This is a genomic window from Pseudomonas sp. Xaverov 259, assembly GCF_019352915.1.
Lineage (GTDB): Bacteria > Pseudomonadota > Gammaproteobacteria > Pseudomonadales > Pseudomonadaceae > Aquipseudomonas.
In genome coordinates this window covers 112726-134708 of sequence record NZ_JAAAFV010000027.1, presented here as the reverse complement: position 1 = coordinate 134708, position 21983 = coordinate 112726, and the positions used below count along the sequence as shown (strand labels likewise).

The window sequence follows — 21983 nt, the reverse complement described above, 5'->3', positions numbered from 1 at the left end:
GCAGGACAAGCCTGCTCGCCACAACAGCCCACCTGCCACAGACTTCGTGTTAACCGGTTGTGTAGATACCTATGCTCATCGCGGGCAAGCCCACATGAAATATTGCGTGATTTAAGGGTTCTGCAAAAACACCACATACCCCCTGAACCATTCACTCCCTTTCAAATACCCCGGCTCCTCCCACACGCCGCCCTGAATCAGCCCCACCTTGAACGGCAGCCCCAGCCGGTTCATGCGTGGCAAATACGCCGCGTAATCCGGGATGCTGTGGCGTCCTTGGTAGGTCTGTACCACCACTTCATCGACCACGCCTTTGAGCTGGGCGATGGCGGCTGGGTCGGCGTTGCTGCTCCAATCCATAAGCCCCGTGATGCTCAACTTCATCTCAACGGGCAGGCGTTGGCGCAGGTCGCGCAGGAAGCTTGTGTATTCGTGCAGGTATTGGGTGCGGGCGTCGAAGTCGATCTGGATGCCGACCACCGGGTTGCCCGCATCGCGCCAGCGTTGCACCTGGCCGAGCAGTTGGCTGTAGACGCGCTCGGGCCAGTGCAGGGTGTGGGCGCGGTACACCACCCAGACTTCGCCTTGGGTGATGCGCGGTACGCTGATGCCTTGGGCGATAAATTGCACGCCCCGTTGCGGCGCGCGGCGGGTGGAGTTGATCTGGCCCTGGAGGATGTACAGGGTTTTCGCTTGCTTGAGCACTGGCTGCGGCGTGACCCCGCTCCACAGCCAGAAGGCGTCGTAGTCGCGGGCGTCAACGCCGGCAAAGGCCGGGCTTGCCAGGAGCAGCAAGCCTAGCCATAGGTGCTTCACCAGTAGTACTTCAGCGACTGCGCCCACTCGGTGTCGGCGAACCCGGTTTTGAGCTGGCGGAACCAGCCTTTACGCACGGATTTATCCACATCTACACCGCCGCAACCGTTATAGCCGGCCCGTGCATAGCAGTTGATCGCACGGAACAGCGCGTAGGCTTTGTCGTTGTGTGGCGCCTTGGGGTTGGCGATGACCTGGCGATAACCGTCGAGGCGCGAGAAGGTCTCGCCCTTGAACAACGAGGCGGTGCTGCCCAGGCTGCCGGCGGCGCGCACTTGGTCCAATGGCATGCCATCGAGGTTGTTGCGCAGGATGAACTCACCCAGGCAGTTCAGGCCCTTGGGGTTTTTCCCATCGGCCTGCAGGGTGCTGGCGACTTGCGCAATGCTCGGGCAGGCGTAGCCGGATTCGGCTTTATCACCGTTCCACTGGAACAACTGCAGCGAGCGGCCATCGCCATACACATAGCCCAGGCTGGTGCCGAGTTTGTCGGCGGGCGCCGATGCCGGCAGTTGCTTGAGGTCGTCGGCGAAGGTGGCGTACTGGCCGCGCATCAGGTCTTTGTACAGCAGCACAAACTGGGCGGTGGCACGTTCGACCGGGTCGCTGGCCTGGCTGATCTGCTGGCGCAGCAGGTCCTGGCCTGCGATGTTGCGCAGCAAGATGTAGCGCACCTGCTTGGCGCTGATCGGCGAATCGCTGGCGAACACGTTGGCCAGTTGGTCATTGCGCTCGTAGTTCATCGCCAGCGCCAGTTCCAGCTGGTCGCGCTGCAAGGGTTGCTTGGCGAGGGGCAGCAGCTTCAGCCACAGCGCTTGCGCGCCTTGCCAATCCTTCTTGGCTTCCAGGGCAAGGCCACGCAGGGTTTGCTGGCTGAAGGTGAAGTAGTCGAGGCTGGCGGGCACCTCCTGAGGCAGCAGTTTCAAGGTGCTGTCGGGCTGATGTTCGACGTACAGCGCAAACGCCGCTTGCACGTAGTCGTATAGCGCAGGCTCCTGGGCAAACACCGGTTTTTGCGCGTCCAGGGCCGCTCGGCTCAGCAGCGGCGGGTTGCCGGCGCGCATCCACATCAAGTCATTGACCGCCAGCATCAGTGGGTTAGCCGAAGGTTTTTGGGTGGCACTGAGCAGCTTGTTGTCGGCTTCCTGCACCAGCTCGTCCAGCGACACATTGCGCTGTTTGGCGCTCAACTGTGCGGCCAGGTCGTTGGCCAGTTTGTCGGTATCGCCCGCCAGCCAATGCACCCGGCGCAACAGGCCCAGGGCAGAGACGGCGTATTCGCCCTGTGGGTAAGTTTTCAGGTACAGGTTAAAGCTGGTGTCTGCATTGGCCAGCACCGACTTATCCACATGCTCCAATTGCGGCATGCCGTATTCGTCGAAGGCGTTTTCCTGGGCCTGGTTCAACTCGGTGCGCGCGATCATGTAGAACGCGGCTTCCTTGACCCACGGCAGGCTGCCGGCGGCGGCGACGACAAAACCGCGCTGCGCATCAGCGAAACGGCCACTGTAGAAGTCACCGGCGGCTTGCAGGTAAGTGCGCAGCTCGCGGCCTGCGGTGGACTGGATCTGCTCCGGGTCACCCAGGCTGGCGCCGTCCCAGGTACAGGCGCCGAGCATCTGTACACGTCCCTTGGCCAGCAGTTGGCGCTCCGCTTCGGGCACGTCGGCTTTAACCACTTGGCTGATAAACGCCGTGGCGCTGCTTTCATCATTGCTGCGGCAGCGGCTGCCTTCGCCGGTCAGGAAGGCGTCACCCGCCGCCTTGTCGCCTTCACGCTGAATGCCCAGTGGCGCGAGCAACTCGTCGAGTTTGCTGGGTGTGGGTGCCGCGTCGGTTTGTTCGTCGGCTACCGGGGTCAGGCGGTACACCGGGAACGGCACCGGGCCGAAGCCTTCTTCCAGGTCCGTCTCGCCCAGTGCATTGGGCGTCAGCGCTGCCACCTGTTTATCCGCCAGCAACAGGCGCAGGTTGACCCGGCTGTCATTGCCCGGGCTCAGGAAGGGCAGGTTGCTGCAGCCTTCAAGGCTGTCGCGTGAGACCCGCCAGTCGGGGTAACACGAGTCATCGCCGCTGGCCTGGGCCTGGAAGGAGAGGCCGGCGAGCAATGCCAGGGCCAGTGGTGACAGAAAACCGATGCGCATGGGCGTGTCCTTGATCCTGAATCCTTGGAAGGCCGCAATAATAGCGTGATCTGGCAAGTGCTTCGATGAAGGCCTACACAAATCGCCGATTTGTCCGATTCCAGCAGCGAATAAAGGGTTTTTGTCCTAGAGTGGCGGTCATTCAGGCGCAGGGCTTTTTAGCCGGCCGGAAAAGGCAATGGCAGGGGAATCGAGGTGCGACGGTCTGTGGTGGAGCAAGATGAAAAGGTGGCGGCATTGCCCGCATTTGATCGCGTCGCGAGTCGCTGGGACGTTGCCGGCTGGATGAGTCGTCTGTGGTGGGTGCCGATCCTGGTACTGGCCGTCGCCCTGCGTTTTTACAACCTGACGTCCGCCGCAATCTGGGGTGACGAAGGCTCCAGCCTGCTGCTCAGCGAATACGCTGCCGCTGACCTGTGGTTTCACGCCGCCCACGATGTGCACCCACCGCTGTACTTTTTTATGCTGCGTGGCTGGATCGAGCTGTTCGGTGACAGTATCTGGTCGATTCGCAGCATGAGTGCGATCCCCGGTGCGATGGCCGTGGGCCTGGGCATCTGGTTGACGCGGCAACTGACTACCCGGCGTGCCGCCGTACTCGCCGGGATCCTGCTTGCATTGCTACCCACGGCGGTGCGCTACAGCCAGGAAGTGCGCATGTATTCGCTGTTGGGCGTGTGGCTGCTGGGTGCCACGCTGGCGCTGGTGTATTGGGTGCGCCAACCAGAGCGCACGCGCTATCTGGCGGCGTATGTCGTGCTGATGAGCGCCGGTTTCTATACCCATTACTTCACGGCCTTGTGTGTGCTGGTGCACTGGGCGTATCTGGCGTTGCTGAGTTCAGCCCAGGCGCCAGGCCAACGTTTGCTCACGCGCCCCGCGTGGTGGGTGGCTAATGCCGCGATCGTCGTGGTGTACCTGCCGTGGTTGCCGAATTTGCTTGGCCTGGTGCAACACGTCGAACAACTGAAGGTGGGCGGGGACATCGGCTGGGAAGACCCGGTCAACCTGTTTTCACTGCCGTCGATGATCTGGCAATTCATTGTCCAGGACGAGGGCATCGGCTTATGGGCACCGTTGTACTGGTTGGTGCCGTTGCTGCTGATTGCGGTGGTGGGCATCACCGCCTGGCAGGATCGCGAACGCTATCGCCCGGCCAGCCTGCTGGCGCTGTTTTTCCTGCTGCCGCTGCTGCTGGTGTTCGCGGCTTCGTTCGTTTCACCGGTGTTTATCGAGCGTTACCTGACGGTTTACGCCCTGGGTTTGCCCATCTTGGTGGCGCTGGCCATTGATCGCCTGTCGGCACGCTGGTCATGGCTGGGCGTCGCGTTGTTCGTGCTGTTTGCAGGTGTGGAGTTGATGGGGCTCAAAAACAACTTCACCGTCGATGAACATGACCAGTTCAACGTGCCCGTGGAGTTCGTCAATCGTAATTACCAGGAAGACGACCGCATCGTTCTCAGCGACATGCTGTGGTACCTCAGCTATGTGTATTACGACCAGACCGACGCCCAATTGCAGCTCTACACGCCGCCCAAACCCGACGGCACGCCGACCCGCCCGAACGCCTACGGTTTCGGCACATTGGTCGATCAGGACGGCGGGCGCATTTACCTCGACCGCCTGTCGGCATTGCCTGCCGATACCCGCCGCGTCTGGCTGATCAGCAGCAACGAAGCGCCGGATGAATTCGCGCCGTTACCTGAAGGCTGGCGTGAATTGAGCCGTCAGGATGGCGGCGGTGCCAGGGCGCGATTGTTCGTGCTGTGCAACGGGGCGCAGCCGCAACCTGAAAGCTGCCGCTAGACTCAGTTAAGTCTTCTTTTACCTGGAGCCCGCCATGGAATCGCCTGTGCACAGCTTGCCATCACTGTTCAAACAGCTCGGGCTGCCGGATGACACGGTCAGTATTGAGAAGTTTGTGGCAGTGCATTCTCCGCTTAAACCAGATCTGAAATTGGCAGATGCCTTTTTCTGGACTGCCAGCCAGAAAGCGTTTTTGCGTGAAGAAATTTTGGAGGATGCGGATTGGGCTGAGGTGGTGGATGAGCTGAACCTGTTATTGCGGGGTGGGCGCGGGGTGTAAGGGCCGATCGTTCCCCCGCTCCGCGTGGGAATGCCTCCTGTGACGCTTTGCGTCACCACTTCAAGAGCGGACGCGGAGCGTCCTGGGCTGCATTCCAACGCAGAGCGTGGGAACGATCAAAATCCAGCGCCGCCGGATGTTCACGCCGAACAGCCAGCCTGAAGCCAACGCTGAACTAAATGTGGGAGCTGGCTTGCCTGCGATGGCGGTGGTTCAGTCAACATCGACCTCGACTGATCTACCGCTATCGCAGGCAAGCCAGCTCCCACAGGTGTTTTGTCTGATCTGATCGTTCCCACGCTCCGCGTGGGAATGCCTCCTGTGACGCTCTGCGTCACCCCTTCAAGAGCGGACGCGGAGCGTCCTGGGCTGCATTCCCACGCAGAGCGTGGGAACGATCAAAATCCAGCGCCGCCGGATGTTCACGCCGAACAGCCAGCCTGAGGCCAACACTGAACTAAATGTGGGAGCTGGCTTGCCTGCGATGGCGGTGGTTCAGTCAACATCAACCTCGACTGATACACCGCTATCGCAGGCAAGCCAGCTCCCACAGGTGTTTTGTTCTGCCGCAAATCCAACGTTCGCGCTTAAACCCGCTTTACTTACCCACAACACTCACCACCCATCACAAAAGTGTTTCAAAACTTGACGGCTTTGGATCCATCCACCATATTGATAGTTAGCAAACTAACTGTATGCGAACAATCCAGTGTCCCAAACCCTCGAACAACTCCATATGAACCTCAGCAGCAGCATGGTGGTGGGCGCCCGTAACTGGCGCAAAATCTGCCAGACCACGCTGGTGAGCTACGGTATTTCCGAAGCCTGCGCCGTGCCGTTGCTGATGATCGGCCGCTTGGGCGACGGTGTGCACCAGGTGAAAGTGGCCCAGGCCTCCGGCATGGAAAGCCCGTCGTTGGTGCGCCTGCTTGATCGTTTGTGCCATGACGGCTACGTGTGCCGCACCGAAGACGTTCACGACCGTCGCGCCAAGGCCTTGAGCCTCACCGAGCGCGGCCGTGAGCTGGTGCAAGCGGTGGAAGTGCAACTGGTGCGCCTGCGCCAGGAAGTGTTGGCCGACATCGCCCACGGCGACCTTGAAGCGGCGTTGCGCGTACTGCGGGCCTTCGAGGCGGCAGAGGCGACCTCTTGAACGGATTTTTTACCGGCATGCCGCCGGCCCGCGACTGGTTCTACGGCGTGCGCACCTTTGCGGCGTCGATGATCGCCCTGTACATCGCCATGCTCATGCAAATGCCGCGTCCGTATTGGGCGATGGCCACGGTGTATATCGTCTCCAGCCCGTTTGTCGGCCCTACCAGCTCCAAGGCGTTGTACCGCGCCATCGGCACCTTCATGGGCGCGGCGGCGGCGGTGTTTTTTGTGCCGATGTTCATTCAGACGCCGTACCTGCTGGTGGTGATCATTGCGCTGTGGACCGGCACCTTGTTGTTTTTGTCTTTGCACCTGCGTACCGCCAACAGCTACGCGCTGATGCTGGCCGGCTACACCTTGCCGCTGATTGCCTTGCCGGTGGTGGATAACCCGCTGGCGGTGTGGGATGTGGCCGAGGCGCGTACCGAAGAAATCTTCCTCGGCATTGCCGTTGCGGCCGTTGTGGGCGCGATGTTCTGGCCGCGACGCCTGATGCCGGTGTTCGACGGCTCCGTGGCCAAGTGGTTTGCCGATGCCCAAGTCTACAGCCAGCGCTTTCTGACCCGAAACGTTGCGCCCGAAGAAATCAGCACTTTGCGCGGCGGCATGGTCGCCACCTTCAACACCCTGGAATTGATGATCGGCCAGTTGCCCCACGAAGGCGCACGGCCGCAAACGGTGCGCAACACCAAGGAACTGCGCGGGCGCATGATCCACCTGCTGCCGGTGATCGACGCGCTGGACGACGCGGTCTACGCGATCGAACACCGCGCCCCGGAGTTTCTCGAGCGGTTCACACCGTTGCTGCAAGAAGCCAACGCCTGGCTGCAGAGCACCACCGAGCAGGCGCCCCTGGAGCGCTGGCGCGTGCTGCGCGACAAGATCGACGCCGCACAGCCCCAGGGCGAAGCGCTGGACGATCGCCATACGCTGCTGTTTTCCAACGCCCTGTACCGCCTCGGCGAGTGGGTCGACCTGTGGCAAGACTGCCGCAGCCTGCAAGCCGCCATCCAGTGCGAAAGCCAAGACACCTGGCGCGCCGTGTACCGCCACTGGCGGCTGGGCCGGCTCACGCCGTTCCTCGACCGTGGCCTGATGTTCTACTCGGCGTTTTCCACCGTTACCGCGATCATCGTCGCCTCGGTGCTGTGGATATTGCTGGGCTGGACCGATGGCGGCAGCGCGGTGATCCTCGCCGCCGTGGCCTGCAGCTTTTTCGCCTCCATGGACGACCCCGCGCCGCAGATTTACCGGTTCTTTTTCTGGACCGCGATGTCGGTGCTGTTCGCCAGCCTGTACCTGTTTCTGGTGCTGCCCAACCTGCATGATTTCCCCATGCTGGTGCTGGCATTTGCCGTGCCGTTTATCTGCATCGGCACCCTCACGGTGCAGCCGCGTTTCTACCTCGGCATGTTGCTGACGCTGGTCAACACTTCCTCGTTTATCAGCATCCAGGGCGCCTACGACGCGGACTTCCTCAACTTCGCCAACGTCAACCTGGCCGGGCCAGTAGGCTTGCTGTTCGCCTTTGTGTGGACGCTGATCGCACGGCCGTTCGGCGCTGAATTGGCGGCCAAACGCCTGACCCGCTTCAGCTGGCGCGACATCGTCACGCTCACCGAGCCTGCGACCCTGGCCGAACACCGGCACATGGCCGCGCAAATGCTCGACCGCCTGATGCAGCACCTGCCGCGCCTGGCCCTGATCGGCCAGGACACCGGCAGCGCCCTGCGCGACTTGCGTGTGGCGCTGAACCTGCTCGACCTGCTGGCCTACTCGCCACGCATCTACGGCGTACCACGGGTGCTGCTCAACCAGGTGGTCGAAGGCGTGGGCGGTTACTTCAAGGCCTGCCTCAAGGCGGGTGAACGCTTGCCCGCGCCGAGTGGTCTGCTGATGACCCTCGACCGCACCCGTCGCGCCCTCAACGGCCAGGGCAAGCAAGACGAAGAAGACACCCGCCTGCATCTGCTGCATGCACTGGCCGGCCTGCGCCTGTCGTTGCTGCCGGGCGTGGAATTTATCGACGGCACCGAGCGGGAAGCGCCGTTACCTGATGGAGCGCCTTTATGATCGGTGATCTGGATATCAGCGGGGTGTTCCTGCCCACGCTACTGGTGCTGATGGGCATTACGTATGTGTTGTTTCTGGTGGTGCACGGGCTGTTGACGCGCATTCACTTCTATCGCCTGGTCTGGCACCGGGCATTGTTCAATGTGGGGCTCTACGCGCTGTTACTGGGCGCCGTGGACTCACTCAGTCGATACCTCATGACATGAAAAAACCTTTTTTGACCATCGGCCGTGTCGTCCTGACGTTATTGATAGTGACCTTCGCTGTCGTCGTTGTGTGGCGCATGGTCATGTATTACATGTTTGCGCCCTGGACCCGTGACGGGCATATCCGTGCCGACATCGTGCAGATCGCCCCGGACGTGTCCGGGTTGATCCAGCAGGTCGACGTGCGCGACAACCAGTTGGTGACCAAGGGCCAGGTGCTGTTCGCCGTCGACCAGGACCGCTTCAAGCTGGCCCTGCGCCAAGCTCAGGCTGCCGTGGCCGACCGCCAGGAAACCCTGGCCCAGGCTAGCCGCGAGTACAAGCGTAACCGTGGCCTGGGCAACCTGGTGCCGAGCGAGCAGCTGGAAGAAAGCCAGTCGCGCGTAGCCCGTGCCCAATCGGCCCTGGCCGAGGCGCAAGTGAGCGTGGACGCTGCCCAACTGAACCTCGACCGTTCGGTGATCCGCAGCCCCGTGGACGGCTACGTCAACGACCGTGCACCGCGCAATCAGGAGTTCGTCACCGCCGGGCGGCCGGTGCTGTCGGTGGTGGACAGCAATTCTTTTCATATCGATGGCTACTTTGAAGAGACCAAGCTCGACGGCATCCATGTCGGCATGGCCGTGGATATTCGCGTGATCGGCGACGACGCCCGTCTGCGCGGCCATGTGCAGAGCATCGTCGCCGGTATCGAAGACCGCGACCGCACCAGCGGCTCCAACCTGCTGCCCAACGTCAATCCAGCGTTCAGCTGGGTGCGCCTGGCCCAACGGATTCCGGTGCGCATTGCCTTTGATGATGTGCCGGCGGATTTCCGCATGATCGCCGGGCGCACGGCCACGGTGTCGATCATCGGCGATAAGGTCAAAGACGGAGAAAAACCATGAAGCAGCTGCTGGCAACCGCTGCGCTGGGTTTGCTGCTGTCGGCCTGCCAGGCGGTAGGTCCGGATTACAAGCTGCCGGAAACGTCCGCCATCAACCGTGGCGACCTGCAAGGGCAGCTCGCGGGCGAGGGCAACAACGTGGTGTCGGCACCGGTGCCGGCCGACTGGTGGAAGCTCTACAACGACCCGCGCCTGGACGAACTGGTGCGCCAGGCCATGGACTCCAACACCGATTTGCGCGTGGCCGCCGCCAACCTGCAACGCGCGCGTTTCCAGACCCAGGAAGCCGAATCCGCAGGCGGTTGGAGTGTCGGCGCCAAGGCTGAGGCCCAGCGCCTGCAAGAGTCGGGCGAAGCCTATTTGCTGACGGAAAAAGTCCCGGTGGCCAACATCGGCAGCGCCAGCATCAGCACGTCCTACCAGTTTGACCTGTTCGGCACCTTGCAGCGCGGTATCGAAAGCGCCCAGGCCAGCACCGACGCCGCCCAGGCTGCCGCTGATATTGCGCGCATTACCCTGGTGGCGGATGTGGTGCGTTCCTACACCCAAGTGTGTGCGGCCAACGAAGAACTGGCGATTGCCAACGAGTCCCTCGACCTGCAAGGCCAGAGCACCAAACTCACCCAGCGCCTGCGCGACGCCGGGCGCGGTGACGAAACCCAGGTGACCCGCTCGCAAACCCAATACAAATCCTTGCGCGCCGAGATCCCGCGCTATCAAGCATCCCGCCAGGCAGGCTTGTTCCGCTTGTCGATGTTGCTGGCCAAGCCGGTGGACCAACTGCCAACGGGCACCGGCACCTGCGCCGAGCTGCCGCATATCGCCCAATTGCTGCCTGTGGGCGACGGCGCTGCGCTGCTCAAGCGCCGCCCCGACGTGCGTCAGGCCGAACGCCAACTGGCGGCGGCCACCGCGCGTATCGGCGTGGCCACCGGCGCGCTGTACCCGGACATCAGCATCGGCGCCACAGTGGGCACGGTCGGTATCCTCGATGACCTCGGCACGCCAGCCACCAACCGCTGGGGCTTTGGCCCGCTGATCAGCTGGACGGTGCCGACCAACGGCGCTCGCGCACGTATCCACGAAGCCGAAGCCGCGACCCAGGGCGCCCTGGCGCACTTTGACGGCGTGGTACTCAATGCCATCCGCGAAACCCAGACCGGCCTCGCGCAATACACCGCTCAACTGCAACGCCGCGACGCGCTGGCCGATGCCGGTGCGTCCGCCAAGGAAGCCTCGGAGCAGACGCACCGCTTCTTCCAGGCCGGCCGCGCCTCGTTCCTGGCCGACTTGCAGGCCACGCGCACCTACACCGATGTGCGCGCGCAATTGGCGGCAGCCAACACGCAAGTTGCCATGAGCCAGATCGATCTGTTCCTGGCCCTGGGCGGCGGTTGGGAAAGCGGACGAACGCAGGCGTCACAACCCGGCAAACCCTGAGCGAAAAGCTATGCTTTGACAGGCGGGCCGCCGTGATGGCTCGCAGGTCAAAGTTCGCGTTTGCTCATGGGGATTCCAATAATGAAAAACCCTTATGCTCCCGCTTTCTGGTGCGTGCTGTTTGCACTGGTGTTGTTATCGGCTGCCTACTTCTACGGCGTCATGCTTGCCCACCAACTCGACAAAGCCATGGTGTTTCTCGATAGCGCCTGCCTGGTGATCGGCACGTTGTCCATCGGCGTGGTGGCCTGGGCGTCCTATCAAAATCAACGGGTGAAGCGAAAGCTGCTTCAACAAGGCAAGACCCGCGTGGCGATCTGGGACACCAAGGTCGCGCTGCGCCGCGTCGAAACCGTGTTCGACCGCTATTTCTGGGGCAGCTACTGGCAGCCTGGGCGCACTTTCCAGGAAGTCATGGGCGAGCTTACCGGCACGCCGCTGGAAAAAAGCCTCGAAGCCCTGAAAAAACAATGTGTGCTGCTCGACCAGCAGGTCGCCGACGGTAGGCATTGGCTGAATAACGCACGGGAATTGTCCGACGTGGCCACGCAGATGGCGCGGGAACGCTACCAACTGGACTTCTGCGACCCCAAGGCCGATACCCCCAGCAACACAGTGATACACCGCGAGTTTGAGGTGTTGGTGTACACCTGGACCGCACGCTTGAAGAGTTTCGATCACCAACTCGATGAGGTTGAATTGGAATACTCGTGAACCAACCGCTGACCTGACCCCTCTGAAAAGCTGGGCCGTTTTCGGCCGCCAGTGCTAATCTTCCCCCGTTTTCGGCGGGTTTGAGCCAACCCCTCCTGGGGTTCAAGGAAGACAGCCCACTTCTCACAGGATTTGATCAGGTCACTTCATGAATAAGCCAGCAGTTGTTTTCTTGGGTTTCGTTGTCGCCGTCGGCGCCATCAGTGCAGGCGGCGCCTGGTACACCGGCAAGCAACTGGAGCCGGTGTTGCAAACCGCGATCCAGAACGCCAACAAAGAACTGCAGACCTCCATGGCCGGTGTCGATGGCACGGTGAACCTGGAGCTGGTGTCCCTGGACCGTGGCCTGTTCAGCAGCACCGCGCACTACCGTCTCAAAGGCCAAGGCAGTGTGTTCGGTGAAGAAAACCCGAACCCTGAGCTGTTGTTCGTCGACCATATCGAACACGGCCCGCTGCCGTTCTCGCGCCTGGTGACGCTGAAATGGCTGCCGGTCATGGCCACCAGTCACTATGAACTGGAAAAGAACGCCACCACCGAAAAATGGTTCGCCGCCAGCAAAGACGTGTCGCCGCTCAAAGGTGTGGCCAATATCGGCTACAACCGCTCTGTCGACGGCAACGTCGAGCTGCTGCCGCTGGACATCAAGGACGACAAGTCCTCGGTGAGCTTCTCCGGTGCCAACCTGGACTTCGACAGCAGCGCCGAAGGCCAGAAGGTCAAGGCCAGCGGCTACATGAACAGCCTCAAGGTGGCAGTGATCGACGCCAACGGCCAGCCGCTTGAAGCCGAACTGTCCGGCCTGACCGTGGCCAGCAACCTGGAGAAATCCACCTTCGGTTTCTACACCGGGCAAAACACCGTTGAGCTGACCGACACCAAAGTCACCTTCGGCCCGCAGAAAGCCGTGCTGACCCTCAAGGGCTTCGAGCAAAAAGACACCAGCGAAACCAAGGACAACAACCTGGCAGGCCGTGTCGACTACAAGATCGACGAAATCGGCTACCAGGGTAAACCCGTCGGCTCGGCGGCCATGGCCCTGAGCATGAAGAACATCGACATCCCGGCCATGCTGGTGCTGACCAAGCTCTATCAGGACAAGATGCAGCCGGTGCAAGCCGCCGCCGCTGCCGGCCAACCGGTGCCTGAGCTGCAACTGACCGAAGCCGAGCAAACCCTGGCCGAAGCCAACGTCAACCAGGTGCTGGCCGCCAAGCCGCAAGTGGCTGTGGAAAACCTGTCGCTGAAAACCACCCACGGTGAAAGCAAATTCAACCTGGTGGTGGACCTGACCAAACCCACCTCGATGGAATTGCCGCCGGTTGAGCTGGGCAAGCAGGTTATCGCGCTGCTGGATGCCAACCTGACCCTGTCCAAGCCGATGATCGGCGACGTTGCAGCGTTGCAAGCCGAAGTGGGTGGTGTGACCGACCCTAAAGCCATCGAGCAGCAATCGCAGATGGCGGCTGAGATGGTCAGCGGTATGGCCGTCGGCACGCAACTGGCAACCCTGGTGGGCACCGACGTGGTTTCCAAACTGCACTACGCCAACAACGAAGTGACGTTCAACGGCCAGAAGATGACCGTGGAGCAATTTATTGGCTTTGTGATGGCTAAAGCGGGTGCGGTCAGCGGCGCGCAGTAAGATTTCTTACATCGGTAAGAAATAAATAATGGAGGCATGGGTTGGCCTGAAGCGGCAGTCAAACAATCGGCGTACAGGCCGGCTGTGATTGCTTGGCTCAGGCAACCCTTCGCCTCCATTGGTTTTTCTGCAGTTGGACAATTCTGAACAATTGTTCTGAATTGGACATATTCCTACATTCCTAAGGGATAGTTCCTTCAGGAAAGCTAGGCCGGGTCCCGAGACGCCGGCACCCTGATGCGTTTCGCTCAGGACCACCTATCGTTACAGCTTTCCGTGTGTAAGGAAGCTCACGATATGCTGCGAACACTACCCATCAGTGCTTCAGGCCGCTTGCGTCTGCTCATTGGGGCCGCCTTATGCAGCCAATTGCTGACGCCCAGCCTTGCCTTCGCCGACTCAGCCTATGACGCGCTGATTATCCAGGCGCGTAACGGCAACTTCACCCCTGCGTTGACCCAGTTGCGCCAACTGCCGCCTGAACGCCAGACTCCCGGCCAGATCAGTGATCACCTGGTGATTGCCGGTTGGGCAGGGCAGGACGCCGAAGTGCTGAAGGTGTACGAGGCCCAGGGCAAAAATCGCAACCTCACCACCCAGGCGCTGGCCACGGTGGCGCGTACTTATCGCAACCAGAAGCAGTGGCCGCAGGCTATGGCGGTTTATCAGCAAGCGCTGGTGCGTGAGCCGGGTAATGTCGACCTGCAGCTGGGTCAGGCGCTGACCCAGGCCGACGGCGGCCAGGCCAGCACGGCCGTGCAGCGCTTGCGCGCACTGGTGGCGGCGCAACCCAATGATCCCAACCGCCGCATGGCCCTGGGTTATGCGCTGACCCGCGCAGGCTTGAACTACGACGCGTTGTTTGAGTTCGATCAAGCCTTTACCCGCGGCGGTGACAAACCTGAAGTGGTTCGCGAATACATCGTCGCCCTGCAAAAGGCCCGCCTGCCGGAGCCAGCGCTGCGTTTGTCGGCCAAACACCCGGGCCTACTCGACGCGGTGACCCAGCGCCGTCTCGAAGGTGACCTCGCCGCCGAGCGCGTGCGCATGGCCGAGTTCGCCACCCGTACCGAAAAAGAACGCTACGTGGTTGCCGACCGCGCCCTCAATGACTACGACAAACTGCTCACGCGCTGGACCCCGGACGCCAGCGCTCATGACGACGTGGTGCGCTGGCGCATCGACCGCCTGGGTGCCCTCAAGGCGCGAGCACGCACCGCCGATGTGATCCGCGACTACGAAACCCTCAAGGGCGAGGGCGTGCAGTTGCCGACCTATGCCCTGCGTTGGGTCGCCGCGTCTTACCTCGACCAGCGCCTGCCGGAAAAAGCCGAGCCGTTGTACCGCCAGGTGATCAGCGCTGCCGATGCCGAGCCCGATGACCGGGTTGAAGACACCACGGCCCTGTTCTACACCTTGCAGGAAAGCGACAAAGGCGCCGATGCGCGCGAAGTTGCCAACAGCCTCGCCAACAGCCAGAAACCTCGGGTCGAACTCAAGGGCTTGCCCATCGGTAACCCCAACGACGCCTGGATGGACGCGCAACAGCTGTCGGCCCAGGCCGGCGTCTATGGCGGCGACCTGCCGGGCAGCGAAGCCGGGCTGGACGCGTTGGTGGCCAAGGCCCCCGGCAATGTCGGCCTGCGCCTGGCCCAGGCCGACATGTACCGCGCCCGCGACCTGCCACGCCGCGCCGAGGGCATCCTCAAGGAAACCGAAGCCCAGACCCCACGGGACATTGGCCTGGAAGTCAGCCAGGCCTACACCGCCATGGACCTGCAGGAATGGCGGCAAATGGACGTGCTCACCGATGACGTGCTCGCCCGTAACCCGGACAGCCGCCAAGTGCAGCGCCTGAGCCGCCTGCGCGATGTACACGACATGGCCGAGCTGCGCGTGGAAGCCTACACCGGTAAAAGCTACGGCGGCGGCAATAACAACGACGCCGGCGCAGTGGCCGGCAGCCGTGATTGGGGCATCGAAAGCGTGCTCTACACCCCGCCCATCGACGAAGACTGGCGCCTGTTCGCCGGCGCCGGCTACGCCACCGCCGACTTCAGCGAAGGCACCGGCCAACACCGTTGGCAGCGCGTCGGAGTGGAGCGCCGCACCCGCGACATGACCCTGGAAGCCGAAGTCTCCAACCATTCCTATGGCTACGGCTCCAAGCAGGGCGCGGCCGTGTCGATTGCCCGCGACATCAACGACAACTGGCAGTACGGCGGCAGCCTTGGCTACCTGCTCACCACCACGCCGCTGCGGGCGTTGAATGCCGATGTCACCGCCAACGGCGGCAGTGGTTTTATCCGCTGGCGTGCGAATGAAAGCCGCGAGTGGAAACTGGCCCTGAGCCCGTCGCATTTCAGCGATGGCAACAACCGCTTCGAAGCGGTACTCACCGGCCGCGAGGGCATCTACAGCGCGCCCGGCGTGCAGGTCGACCTGGGCCTGGAAGTCGGCACCAGCCACAACAGCAAAGAAGACACGGTGTACTTCAACCCCAAATCCGACTTCACCGTGTTGCCCACGGTCACGGTCAATCATGTGCTTTATCACCGCTACGAGACTCAGTGGAGTCAGCAGTTCCAGCTCGGTGCAGGTACGTACAGCCAACGGGATTACTCCACCGGTGGCGTCGGTTTGATCGGCTATGGCCAACGTTTTCGCTGGAACGATGTACTCGACGTGGGCGCCAACCTGAGCCTGATCAGCCGACCTTATGACGGTGATCGCGAACGCGATCTGCGCTTGCTCGTCGACCTCACTTACCGTTTCTAAAAGAGCCTGACCATGACCGTCCTTTGCCGTTGCCTGTTGGTCCTGGGTGTAATGCTGGCCAGTGCCTGCGCCCAGCAACCCGCGCCTTTCACTCCACCCGCCGAGCGGCCGATAGCGGCCAACGAAGCGCCGTGGCCGAAAAACCATTTCCTGGGCATCGCCTACCACGACGTCGAGGATCGCGACCCCGACCAGGCGGTGGTGGCGGTGCGCACCGAGCGCTTGATCGAACAGCTGGCGTGGTTGCGTGAGAACGGCTACCAGGCGGTCAGCGTCGACCAGATCCTGGCGGCCCGCAACGGCGGCCCCGAGTTGCCGCCCAAAGCCATCATGCTCAGCTTCGATGACGGCTATTCGAGCTTCTACACCCGCGTGATGCCGATTCTGCGCGCCTATCGCTGGCCGGCCTTGCTGGCGCCGGTGGGGTATTGGATCGACACGCCGCTCAACCAACCGGTGGACTTCGCCGGCTCGCCGCGCCCACGTGGGGAATTCCTCACCTGGCAGCAGATTCGTGAAGTGTCGCAGTCGGGCCTGGTGGAAATCGCCGCGCACACCGACAACAACCACAAAGGGATTTTGGCCAACCCCCAGGGCAACCTGGAGCCGGCGGCGACCAGCCTGCGCTTTGACCCGGCCACCGGGCGTTATGAAGACTCGGCCAAATTCGATGCGCGCATGCGGGCAGATGTCGCGGCGATCACCAACAAGATCCGCAGCGTGACCGGCAAGGCGCCTCGGGTGTGGGTGTGGCCTTACGGCGCCGCCAAGGGCACCTCGCTGGCGATTGTCGGCGAGCAGGGCTACCAGATGGCGCTGACCCTGGAAGACGGCCTCGACAGCCTCGGCAACCTGATGAACAGCCCGCGCTTTTTGGTGGCCTCGGACCCGGACGGCGAACACTTCGCCAACAGCATGGTGGCCGTGCAAACCCAGGCACCGCTGCGCGTGCTGCACGTGGACCTGGACAACGTTTACGATCCCGACCCGGCCCAACAAGCGCGCAACCTCGACCAGTTGGTACAACGGGTGGTCGACATGGGCGCGGGCACCGTGTTCCTGCAAGCTTTTGCCGACCCCAAAGGCGACGGCCTGGTGCATTCGCTGTACTTCCCCAACCGCCATTTGCCGGTGCGCGCCGACCTGTTCAACCGCGTCTCCTGGCAGCTGCATACCCGTGCCCACGCGGCGGTGTACGCCTGGATGCCGGTGCTGAGTTTCGCCCTCGACGCCAAGTTGCCGCGTGTGACTCGCTGGGACCCGCAAACCGGCCAGGTCGCCACCGACCCGGACCAATACAAGCGTTTGTCGCCGTTCGACCCGCAGGTGCGCAAGATCATCGGCGAGATCTATGAAGACCTGGCCCGCAACAATGCCATCGACGGTGTGCTGTACCACGACGACGCTGTGCTTTCCGACTTCGAAGACGCCAGCCCCGCTGCGCTCAAGGCTTATGCCGCCAACGGCCTGCCGGGCAGCATTGCTGCACTGCGCGCAGACCCGGCAGTGATGCAACGCTGGACGCGCTTCAAGAGCCGCTACCTGATCGACTTCACCAACGAGCTGACCGCCAAGGTCCGCGCCATCGGTGGCCCGCAGGTGCAGACCGCACGCAATATCTTTGCCGAGCCGATGCTCAACCCGGCCAGCGAAGCCTGGTTTGCGCAGAACCTCGATGACTTCCTCCAGGCCTACGACTGGACCGCGCCCATGGCCATGCCGTTGATGGAAGGCCAGGAGCTGAAAACCTCCAATGCCTGGCTGGAAAAACTCGTCGCCACGGTCAAGGCACGCCCCGGCGCGCTGGAAAAAACCGTGTTCGAGCTGCAAGCCAAAGACTGGCGGACCAAAGCAGCGCCGGATATCAATGGCGCGCAAATGGCTGAATGGATGGGCGTACTCAAACGCCAGGGGGTCAAGAGCTTTGGCTACTACCCGGATAACTTCCTGGAAAACTCGCCGGACCTGAAGACAGTTCGCCCGGCCCTTTCCAACCAGTGGAACCCTTGATCATGTTCGACAGAATCCTGGCTTTACTCGTGTTGGCGTTGGTATTGGGTGTGCCCCTGGGCCTGATCTTCCTGGTTACCGGGCAGTTCCTGATGGACTTCGTGTTTTTCTACCCGCTGTTCATGTCGGCGCTGTGGATCGCCGGCGGCCTGTACTTCTGGCTGCATTGGGAGCGGCATTGGCCGTGGAAGGAAGACACGCCGGCACCGACCCTGGCCGGCAACCCGCTGATCTCGATCATCATCCCTTGCTACAACGAAGGTGATAACGCCGCCGACACCATTCATGCCGCACTCGGCCAGTTGTACCCGAACGTTGAAGTCATCGCCGTCAACGACGGTTCCAGCGACAACACCGCCGCCGTGCTCGACGCCCTGGCCCTGGAAAACCCGCGCCTGCGCGTGTTGCACCTGGCGCAGAACCAAGGCAAGGCTGTGGCCTTGCGCATGGGTGCCGTGGCGGCGCGCAGTGAGTACCTGGTGTGCATCGACGGCGATGCCTTGCTCGACAAAAACGCAGCGGCCTACATGGTCGCGCCGATGCTCGACAACCCGCGCCTGGGCGCCGTGACCGGCAACCCACGCATCCGCACGCGTTCGACCTTGATCGGCCGGGTGCAGGTGGGCGAGTTCTCCTCGATCATCGGCTTGATCAAGCGTACCCAGCGCGTGTTCGGGCGGATCTTCACGGTGTCGGGTGTGGTAGTGGCGTTTCGCAAGAAAGCGCTGGACCGCATCGACTACTGGTCCACCGACATGATCACCGAAGACATCGACGTGAGCTGGAAGCTGCAATTGGACCACTGGGCGATCTTCTACGAGCCCCGTGCCCTGTGCTGGATCCTCATGCCCGAAACCGTCGGCGGCCTGTGGAAACAGCGCCTGCGCTGGGCCCAGGGCGGCGCCGAGGTGCTGTTCAAGAACATCCGAGGTATCTGGCAATGGCGCCATCGCTACCTGTGGCCACTGCTGTTCGAATACTGCCTGTCCACCGGCTGGGCCTTTACCTTCCTGCTGTCGGTGATCTTCTGGGGTGTGGGCAAGTTCGTGGTACTGCCCCAGGCGATTGCCGTGGACTCCCTGGTGCCACCGGCCTTTACCGGCCTGGTACTGGCGATGGTGTGTCTGCTGCAATTTGCGGTGAGCATCCTGATCGATCGGCGCTATGAGAAGGACCTGTGGAAGACCCTGTTCTGGACCGTGTGGTACCCGATGGTGTTCTGGCTGGTCAGCCTGTTCACCACCCTGGTGAGTTTTCCCAAAGTGCTGTTCAACCAGCACCAGAAACGCGCGCGCTGGGTCAGCCCGGACCGCGGCATCAAACCCAGTGAAGAGGAGGCGTGACCATGAAGCTGGTCAGAACTCGCCAAAACACCGTGATGTGGATCATCGACGTGCTGCTGACGCTGCTGGCGTGGGGCGGGCTGATCTGGCTGCTCGCGCGTGGCATCGGCGCCATGTTGGAAACCCACGGCGGCCCGCGAATCGAGGCGCCCATATTTGCGGCGCTCAACACCTTGCAGATCTACCTGTGGATCGCCTTGTTCAACGCGGTCATCCTGATCAGTTGGGCGCGCTATCAACAACGCCGTGGGCGCAAATTCGCCCAGCGCCGCGCCGAGGCCAATGCGCTGAGCGACAAACACCTGAGTGAGAGTTTCAATTTGGGCGACGGCCACCTGGAGCAGTTTCGCAAGCCGGGTGTGCTGGTGATCCACAACGACGAAGACGGCGGCGTGGAGGATGTGAAGGCGCACGTGTCCCGCGACGTGGAGCGCCCCGGCCTGACCCTGGTGCCCGGCGCGGAAAAAGGCAAAGACGCCGGCTAGAAATTCCAAAGCACCAAAAAGATCGTTCCCACGCTCCGCGTGGGAATGCATCCCGTGACGCTCCGCGTCACCCTAGGGCTGATGTCACCGGGACGCGGAGCGTCCGAGGCGGCATTCCCACGCAGAGCGTGGGAACGATCCTGAGGCAGTAATCCGATAAATGGGATCCAATTCACAAAACAACCGCGAACTTTTCGCTATTCCCCTGCACTAACCTAACTCGGCAACTAGTTGATGGCTAAATAATGGCCTTCTCTTGGTTGTTTGCCGAATTACTATCAAAAGAGTTGCCGCTGGTCGGAATAAAAGTTCTAACGACCGACGCTATCTCTGTTTGATAATTTTTTGTTGTTAATAATCAATGTGTTGCGGATGTAATAAGTACGAATGTGCAACTGTCCCCGTTTTTTGGGGCAGCGCTAGTTCGATGGTAGTTTGCCGCCCCTTGATTTTCGATGGATCGAACATGTCTTTTTTATTGCCACGGACTCGGTACTTGTTGTGCACTTTCATGCTCGCCTGCCTGAGCATGAGCACGGCCATCGCCGCCCCCACGCCTGGGGATCAAGACCTGATCCGCGATCGGCAGAACCGCCTGCTCGAAGAGCAAAGCCGGCGCCTGCAAGAGCTTCAGGACCTGCCCGGCAAAGAGGCCAAGCCCCAGGCACCGGCCACGCCTGCCGACACCCGTTGCTTCCCGATCAAAGACATCGAACTCAAAGGCGCCGACAGCCTGCCTGCCGGCGACCGCACGCTGCTGCTCAAACCCTATATGGGCCAATGCCTGGGCGTCTCGCAGCTCAATGAGCTGCTCAAGGTCATCACCGACTATTACATCGCCAAAGGCCGCGTCACCAGCCGCGCCTACTTGCCGCAGCAAGACCTTTCCAGCGGCCATCTGCAGGTGTTGGTGGTCGAAGGCAAACTCGAAGCCGTGCGCAGCGCCGAAGGCAGCACCGTCACTGAGCGTGAACTGGCCATGGCGTTTCCCGGCAAGGTCGGCGAGGCGCTGAACCTGCGCGAAGTCGAGCAACTGGTGGACCAGCTCAACCGGTTGCCGTCCAAACAGGCGCAAATGGAGCTGACCCCCGGCAAGCAAGTGGGCGGCAGCGACGTGGTGGTCAAGAACACCCCGCAAAAGCCCTGGCGCGCTAGCCTGTCGCGCAACAACGACGGGCAACGCAGCACCGGCGAGCAACAATGGGGCGCGGGCCTGGAGTGGGACAGCCCGCTCGGCCTGGCTGACCAACTGGTGCTGCGCGGCGGCCACGACGCCATCAGCGACCATCAGAAAACCTCGAAAAACACCATGCTCTACTACAACGTGCCGTGGGGCTGGTGGAACTTCACTTACACCTACAGCGAGAGCGATTATCGCGCGCTGGGTTACACCGACACCTTCAAGTTCAAGCAGTCGGGCGACAACCAGAACCACCAGTTGCGCGCCGAACGTGTGATCCACCGCGATGACGTCAGCAAAACCTCGCTGAACGTCGGCCTGGCTCACCTGCGCACCAACAACTACATCAACGACGCCCAGCTCGAAATCAGCAGCAACCGCCTCAGTGAGTTGCAGTTTGGTATCAACCACGGACGGCGCATCGGCAATGCCTTCGTCAACATCGACCTGGGTGTGCAGAACGGCATCGGCGCCTTTGACGCCCAGCGCAATGACCAGCACCGCGACCAGTTCGGCAACCTCACGCCCACCCCGGATTACCGCAAATACACCGCCACGGTCAGCTATTTGCAGCCGTTTCGCCTGTGGGGCGAGTCGTTCAGCTTCACCAGCCTGGCCACCGGCCAACGCAGTGAAGACGTGCTGTTCTCGCCGCAGCGCATCAGCCTCGGCGGCTCGTCGTCGGTGCGCGGTTTGAAGGACCAGCAACTGTCTGGCGACAGCGGCGGCTACTGGCGCAACGAAGTGCGCTGGGCGCGCCCGGTCACCTTGGAATGGCTGCGCCCGGCCTTCGCCGAATACGGCACCAGCCTCGGTTACGACCAAGGCGTGATCCGCAACGACCGTTACAACGGCGACAACCACGGCCGCGTTTCAAGCAACTCCGTGGAGCTGTTCGCCCGTGGCAAATACGTCAACACCAGTGTGACCTTTGCCCACTCGTTAGAAAGACCTGGAGTGGTAACGGAGCGTGAAGCGCCGATCTACTTCCGCATGGATTTCTTCCTGTAATTCAACGCCCC

At 61.9% G+C, this 21983-nt stretch carries 16 protein-coding genes; 14 read left to right on the top strand and 2 right to left on the bottom strand.

Translation table 11 applies throughout. From position 1 onward, the window contains the following. Positions 1 to 111: 111 nt before the first annotated feature. Both K0H48_RS09875 and K0H48_RS09870 read right to left on the bottom strand, forming a co-directional pair. Positions 112 to 816, bottom strand: a complete 705-nt coding sequence (locus tag K0H48_RS09875) for a DUF3142 domain-containing protein (protein WP_219267323.1) — start codon at positions 814 to 816, stop codon at positions 112 to 114. After that, positions 813 to 2960, bottom strand: a complete 2148-nt coding sequence (locus K0H48_RS09870; protein WP_219267322.1) for an outer membrane assembly lipoprotein YfiO — start codon at positions 2958 to 2960, stop codon at positions 813 to 815. Before K0H48_RS09870 ends, K0H48_RS09875 begins: the two co-directional genes overlap by 4 nt. A 195-nt stretch (positions 2961 to 3155) precedes the next feature. Here K0H48_RS09870 and K0H48_RS09865 point away from each other — a divergent pair, with 195 nt between their 5' ends. From K0H48_RS09865 to K0H48_RS09800, 14 genes are all read left to right on the top strand, one after another. Beyond that, positions 3156 to 4766, top strand: a complete 1611-nt coding sequence (locus K0H48_RS09865) for a glycosyltransferase family 39 protein (RefSeq protein ID WP_219267321.1) — start codon at positions 3156 to 3158, stop codon at positions 4764 to 4766. Positions 4767 to 4800: 34 nt separating this feature from the next. Beyond that, positions 4801 to 5046, top strand: coding sequence for a DUF2789 domain-containing protein (locus K0H48_RS09860; RefSeq protein ID WP_219267320.1), 246 nt, complete (start codon positions 4801 to 4803; stop codon positions 5044 to 5046). A 736-nt stretch (positions 5047 to 5782) separates the two neighbouring features. Next, positions 5783 to 6199, top strand: a complete 417-nt coding sequence (locus K0H48_RS09855) for a MarR family winged helix-turn-helix transcriptional regulator (protein WP_056858097.1) — start codon at positions 5783 to 5785, stop codon at positions 6197 to 6199. Further along, a complete protein-coding gene (locus K0H48_RS09850) occupies positions 6196 to 8274 on the top strand; it encodes an FUSC family protein (RefSeq protein WP_219267319.1) in 2079 nt (692 codons plus the stop codon). The genes K0H48_RS09855 and K0H48_RS09850 overlap by 4 nt, the downstream gene beginning before the upstream one ends. After that, positions 8271 to 8480 carry a DUF1656 domain-containing protein gene (locus K0H48_RS09845; protein ID WP_016969155.1) on the top strand — a complete coding sequence of 70 codons (210 nt, stop codon included), beginning with the start codon at positions 8271 to 8273 and terminating at the stop codon, positions 8478 to 8480. The genes K0H48_RS09850 and K0H48_RS09845 overlap by 4 nt, the downstream gene beginning before the upstream one ends. Further along, positions 8477 to 9367 carry an efflux RND transporter periplasmic adaptor subunit gene (locus tag K0H48_RS09840; RefSeq protein ID WP_219267318.1) on the top strand — a complete coding sequence of 297 codons (891 nt, stop codon included), beginning with the start codon at positions 8477 to 8479 and terminating at the stop codon, positions 9365 to 9367. The genes K0H48_RS09845 and K0H48_RS09840 overlap by 4 nt, the downstream gene beginning before the upstream one ends. Further along, complete coding sequence (locus K0H48_RS09835) at positions 9364 to 10806, top strand: efflux transporter outer membrane subunit (RefSeq protein WP_219267317.1); 1443 nt, start codon at positions 9364 to 9366, stop codon at positions 10804 to 10806. Before K0H48_RS09840 ends, K0H48_RS09835 begins: the two co-directional genes overlap by 4 nt. Before the next feature lie 81 nt (positions 10807 to 10887). Beyond that, entirely contained in the window at positions 10888 to 11520 is a 633-nt protein-coding gene (locus K0H48_RS09830) for an NADH:ubiquinone oxidoreductase subunit N (RefSeq protein WP_138817379.1), read from the top strand. A gap of 148 nt (positions 11521 to 11668) precedes the next feature. Beyond that, the gene (locus tag K0H48_RS09825; RefSeq protein WP_219267316.1) at positions 11669 to 13165 is read left to right on the top strand and encodes a YdgA family protein; all 1497 of its coding nucleotides are present in this window, start codon (positions 11669 to 11671) and stop codon (positions 13163 to 13165) included. Between the two features lie 297 nt (positions 13166 to 13462). Then, positions 13463 to 15943 carry a poly-beta-1,6 N-acetyl-D-glucosamine export porin PgaA gene (gene pgaA / locus K0H48_RS09820; protein WP_219267315.1) on the top strand — a complete coding sequence of 827 codons (2481 nt, stop codon included), beginning with the start codon at positions 13463 to 13465 and terminating at the stop codon, positions 15941 to 15943. A 12-nt stretch (positions 15944 to 15955) separates the two neighbouring features. Beyond that, positions 15956 to 17953, top strand: a complete 1998-nt coding sequence (gene pgaB, locus K0H48_RS09815) for a poly-beta-1,6-N-acetyl-D-glucosamine N-deacetylase PgaB (RefSeq protein WP_219267314.1) — start codon at positions 15956 to 15958, stop codon at positions 17951 to 17953. Positions 17954 to 17955: 2 nt separating this feature from the next. Further along, entirely contained in the window at positions 17956 to 19296 is a 1341-nt protein-coding gene (pgaC, locus tag K0H48_RS09810; RefSeq protein ID WP_219267313.1) for a poly-beta-1,6-N-acetyl-D-glucosamine synthase, read from the top strand. Between the two features lie 2 nt (positions 19297 to 19298). After that, positions 19299 to 19781 carry a poly-beta-1,6-N-acetyl-D-glucosamine biosynthesis protein PgaD gene (pgaD, locus tag K0H48_RS09805; RefSeq protein WP_138817374.1) on the top strand — a complete coding sequence of 161 codons (483 nt, stop codon included), beginning with the start codon at positions 19299 to 19301 and terminating at the stop codon, positions 19779 to 19781. Between the two features lie 466 nt (positions 19782 to 20247). Further along, positions 20248 to 21972, top strand: coding sequence for a ShlB/FhaC/HecB family hemolysin secretion/activation protein (locus tag K0H48_RS09800; protein WP_219267312.1), 1725 nt, complete (start codon positions 20248 to 20250; stop codon positions 21970 to 21972). The last annotated feature ends 11 nt before the right edge of the window (positions 21973 to 21983 follow it).

Bases quoted from the DNA above. Each gene is read 5' to 3' on its own strand.
- K0H48_RS09870 (WP_219267322.1), bottom strand. From the start codon at position 2,960: ATGCGCATCGGTTTTCTGTCACCACTGGCCCTGGCATTGCTCGCCGGC.
- K0H48_RS09860 (WP_219267320.1), top strand. From the start codon at position 4,801: ATGGAATCGCCTGTGCACAGCTTGCCATCACTGTTCAAACAGCTCGGG.
- K0H48_RS09855 (WP_056858097.1), top strand. From the start codon at position 5,783: ATGAACCTCAGCAGCAGCATGGTGGTGGGCGCCCGTAACTGGCGCAAA.
- K0H48_RS09845 (WP_016969155.1), top strand. From the start codon at position 8,271: ATGATCGGTGATCTGGATATCAGCGGGGTGTTCCTGCCCACGCTACTG.
- K0H48_RS09840 (WP_219267318.1), top strand. From the start codon at position 8,477: ATGAAAAAACCTTTTTTGACCATCGGCCGTGTCGTCCTGACGTTATTG.
- K0H48_RS09835 (WP_219267317.1), top strand. From the start codon at position 9,364: ATGAAGCAGCTGCTGGCAACCGCTGCGCTGGGTTTGCTGCTGTCGGCC.
- K0H48_RS09830 (WP_138817379.1), top strand. From the start codon at position 10,888: ATGAAAAACCCTTATGCTCCCGCTTTCTGGTGCGTGCTGTTTGCACTG.
- K0H48_RS09825 (WP_219267316.1), top strand. From the start codon at position 11,669: ATGAATAAGCCAGCAGTTGTTTTCTTGGGTTTCGTTGTCGCCGTCGGC.
- pgaA (WP_219267315.1), top strand. From the start codon at position 13,463: ATGCTGCGAACACTACCCATCAGTGCTTCAGGCCGCTTGCGTCTGCTC.
- pgaB (WP_219267314.1), top strand. From the start codon at position 15,956: ATGACCGTCCTTTGCCGTTGCCTGTTGGTCCTGGGTGTAATGCTGGCC.
- pgaC (WP_219267313.1), top strand. From the start codon at position 17,956: ATGTTCGACAGAATCCTGGCTTTACTCGTGTTGGCGTTGGTATTGGGT.
- pgaD (WP_138817374.1), top strand. From the start codon at position 19,299: ATGAAGCTGGTCAGAACTCGCCAAAACACCGTGATGTGGATCATCGAC.
- K0H48_RS09800 (WP_219267312.1), top strand. From the start codon at position 20,248: ATGTCTTTTTTATTGCCACGGACTCGGTACTTGTTGTGCACTTTCATG.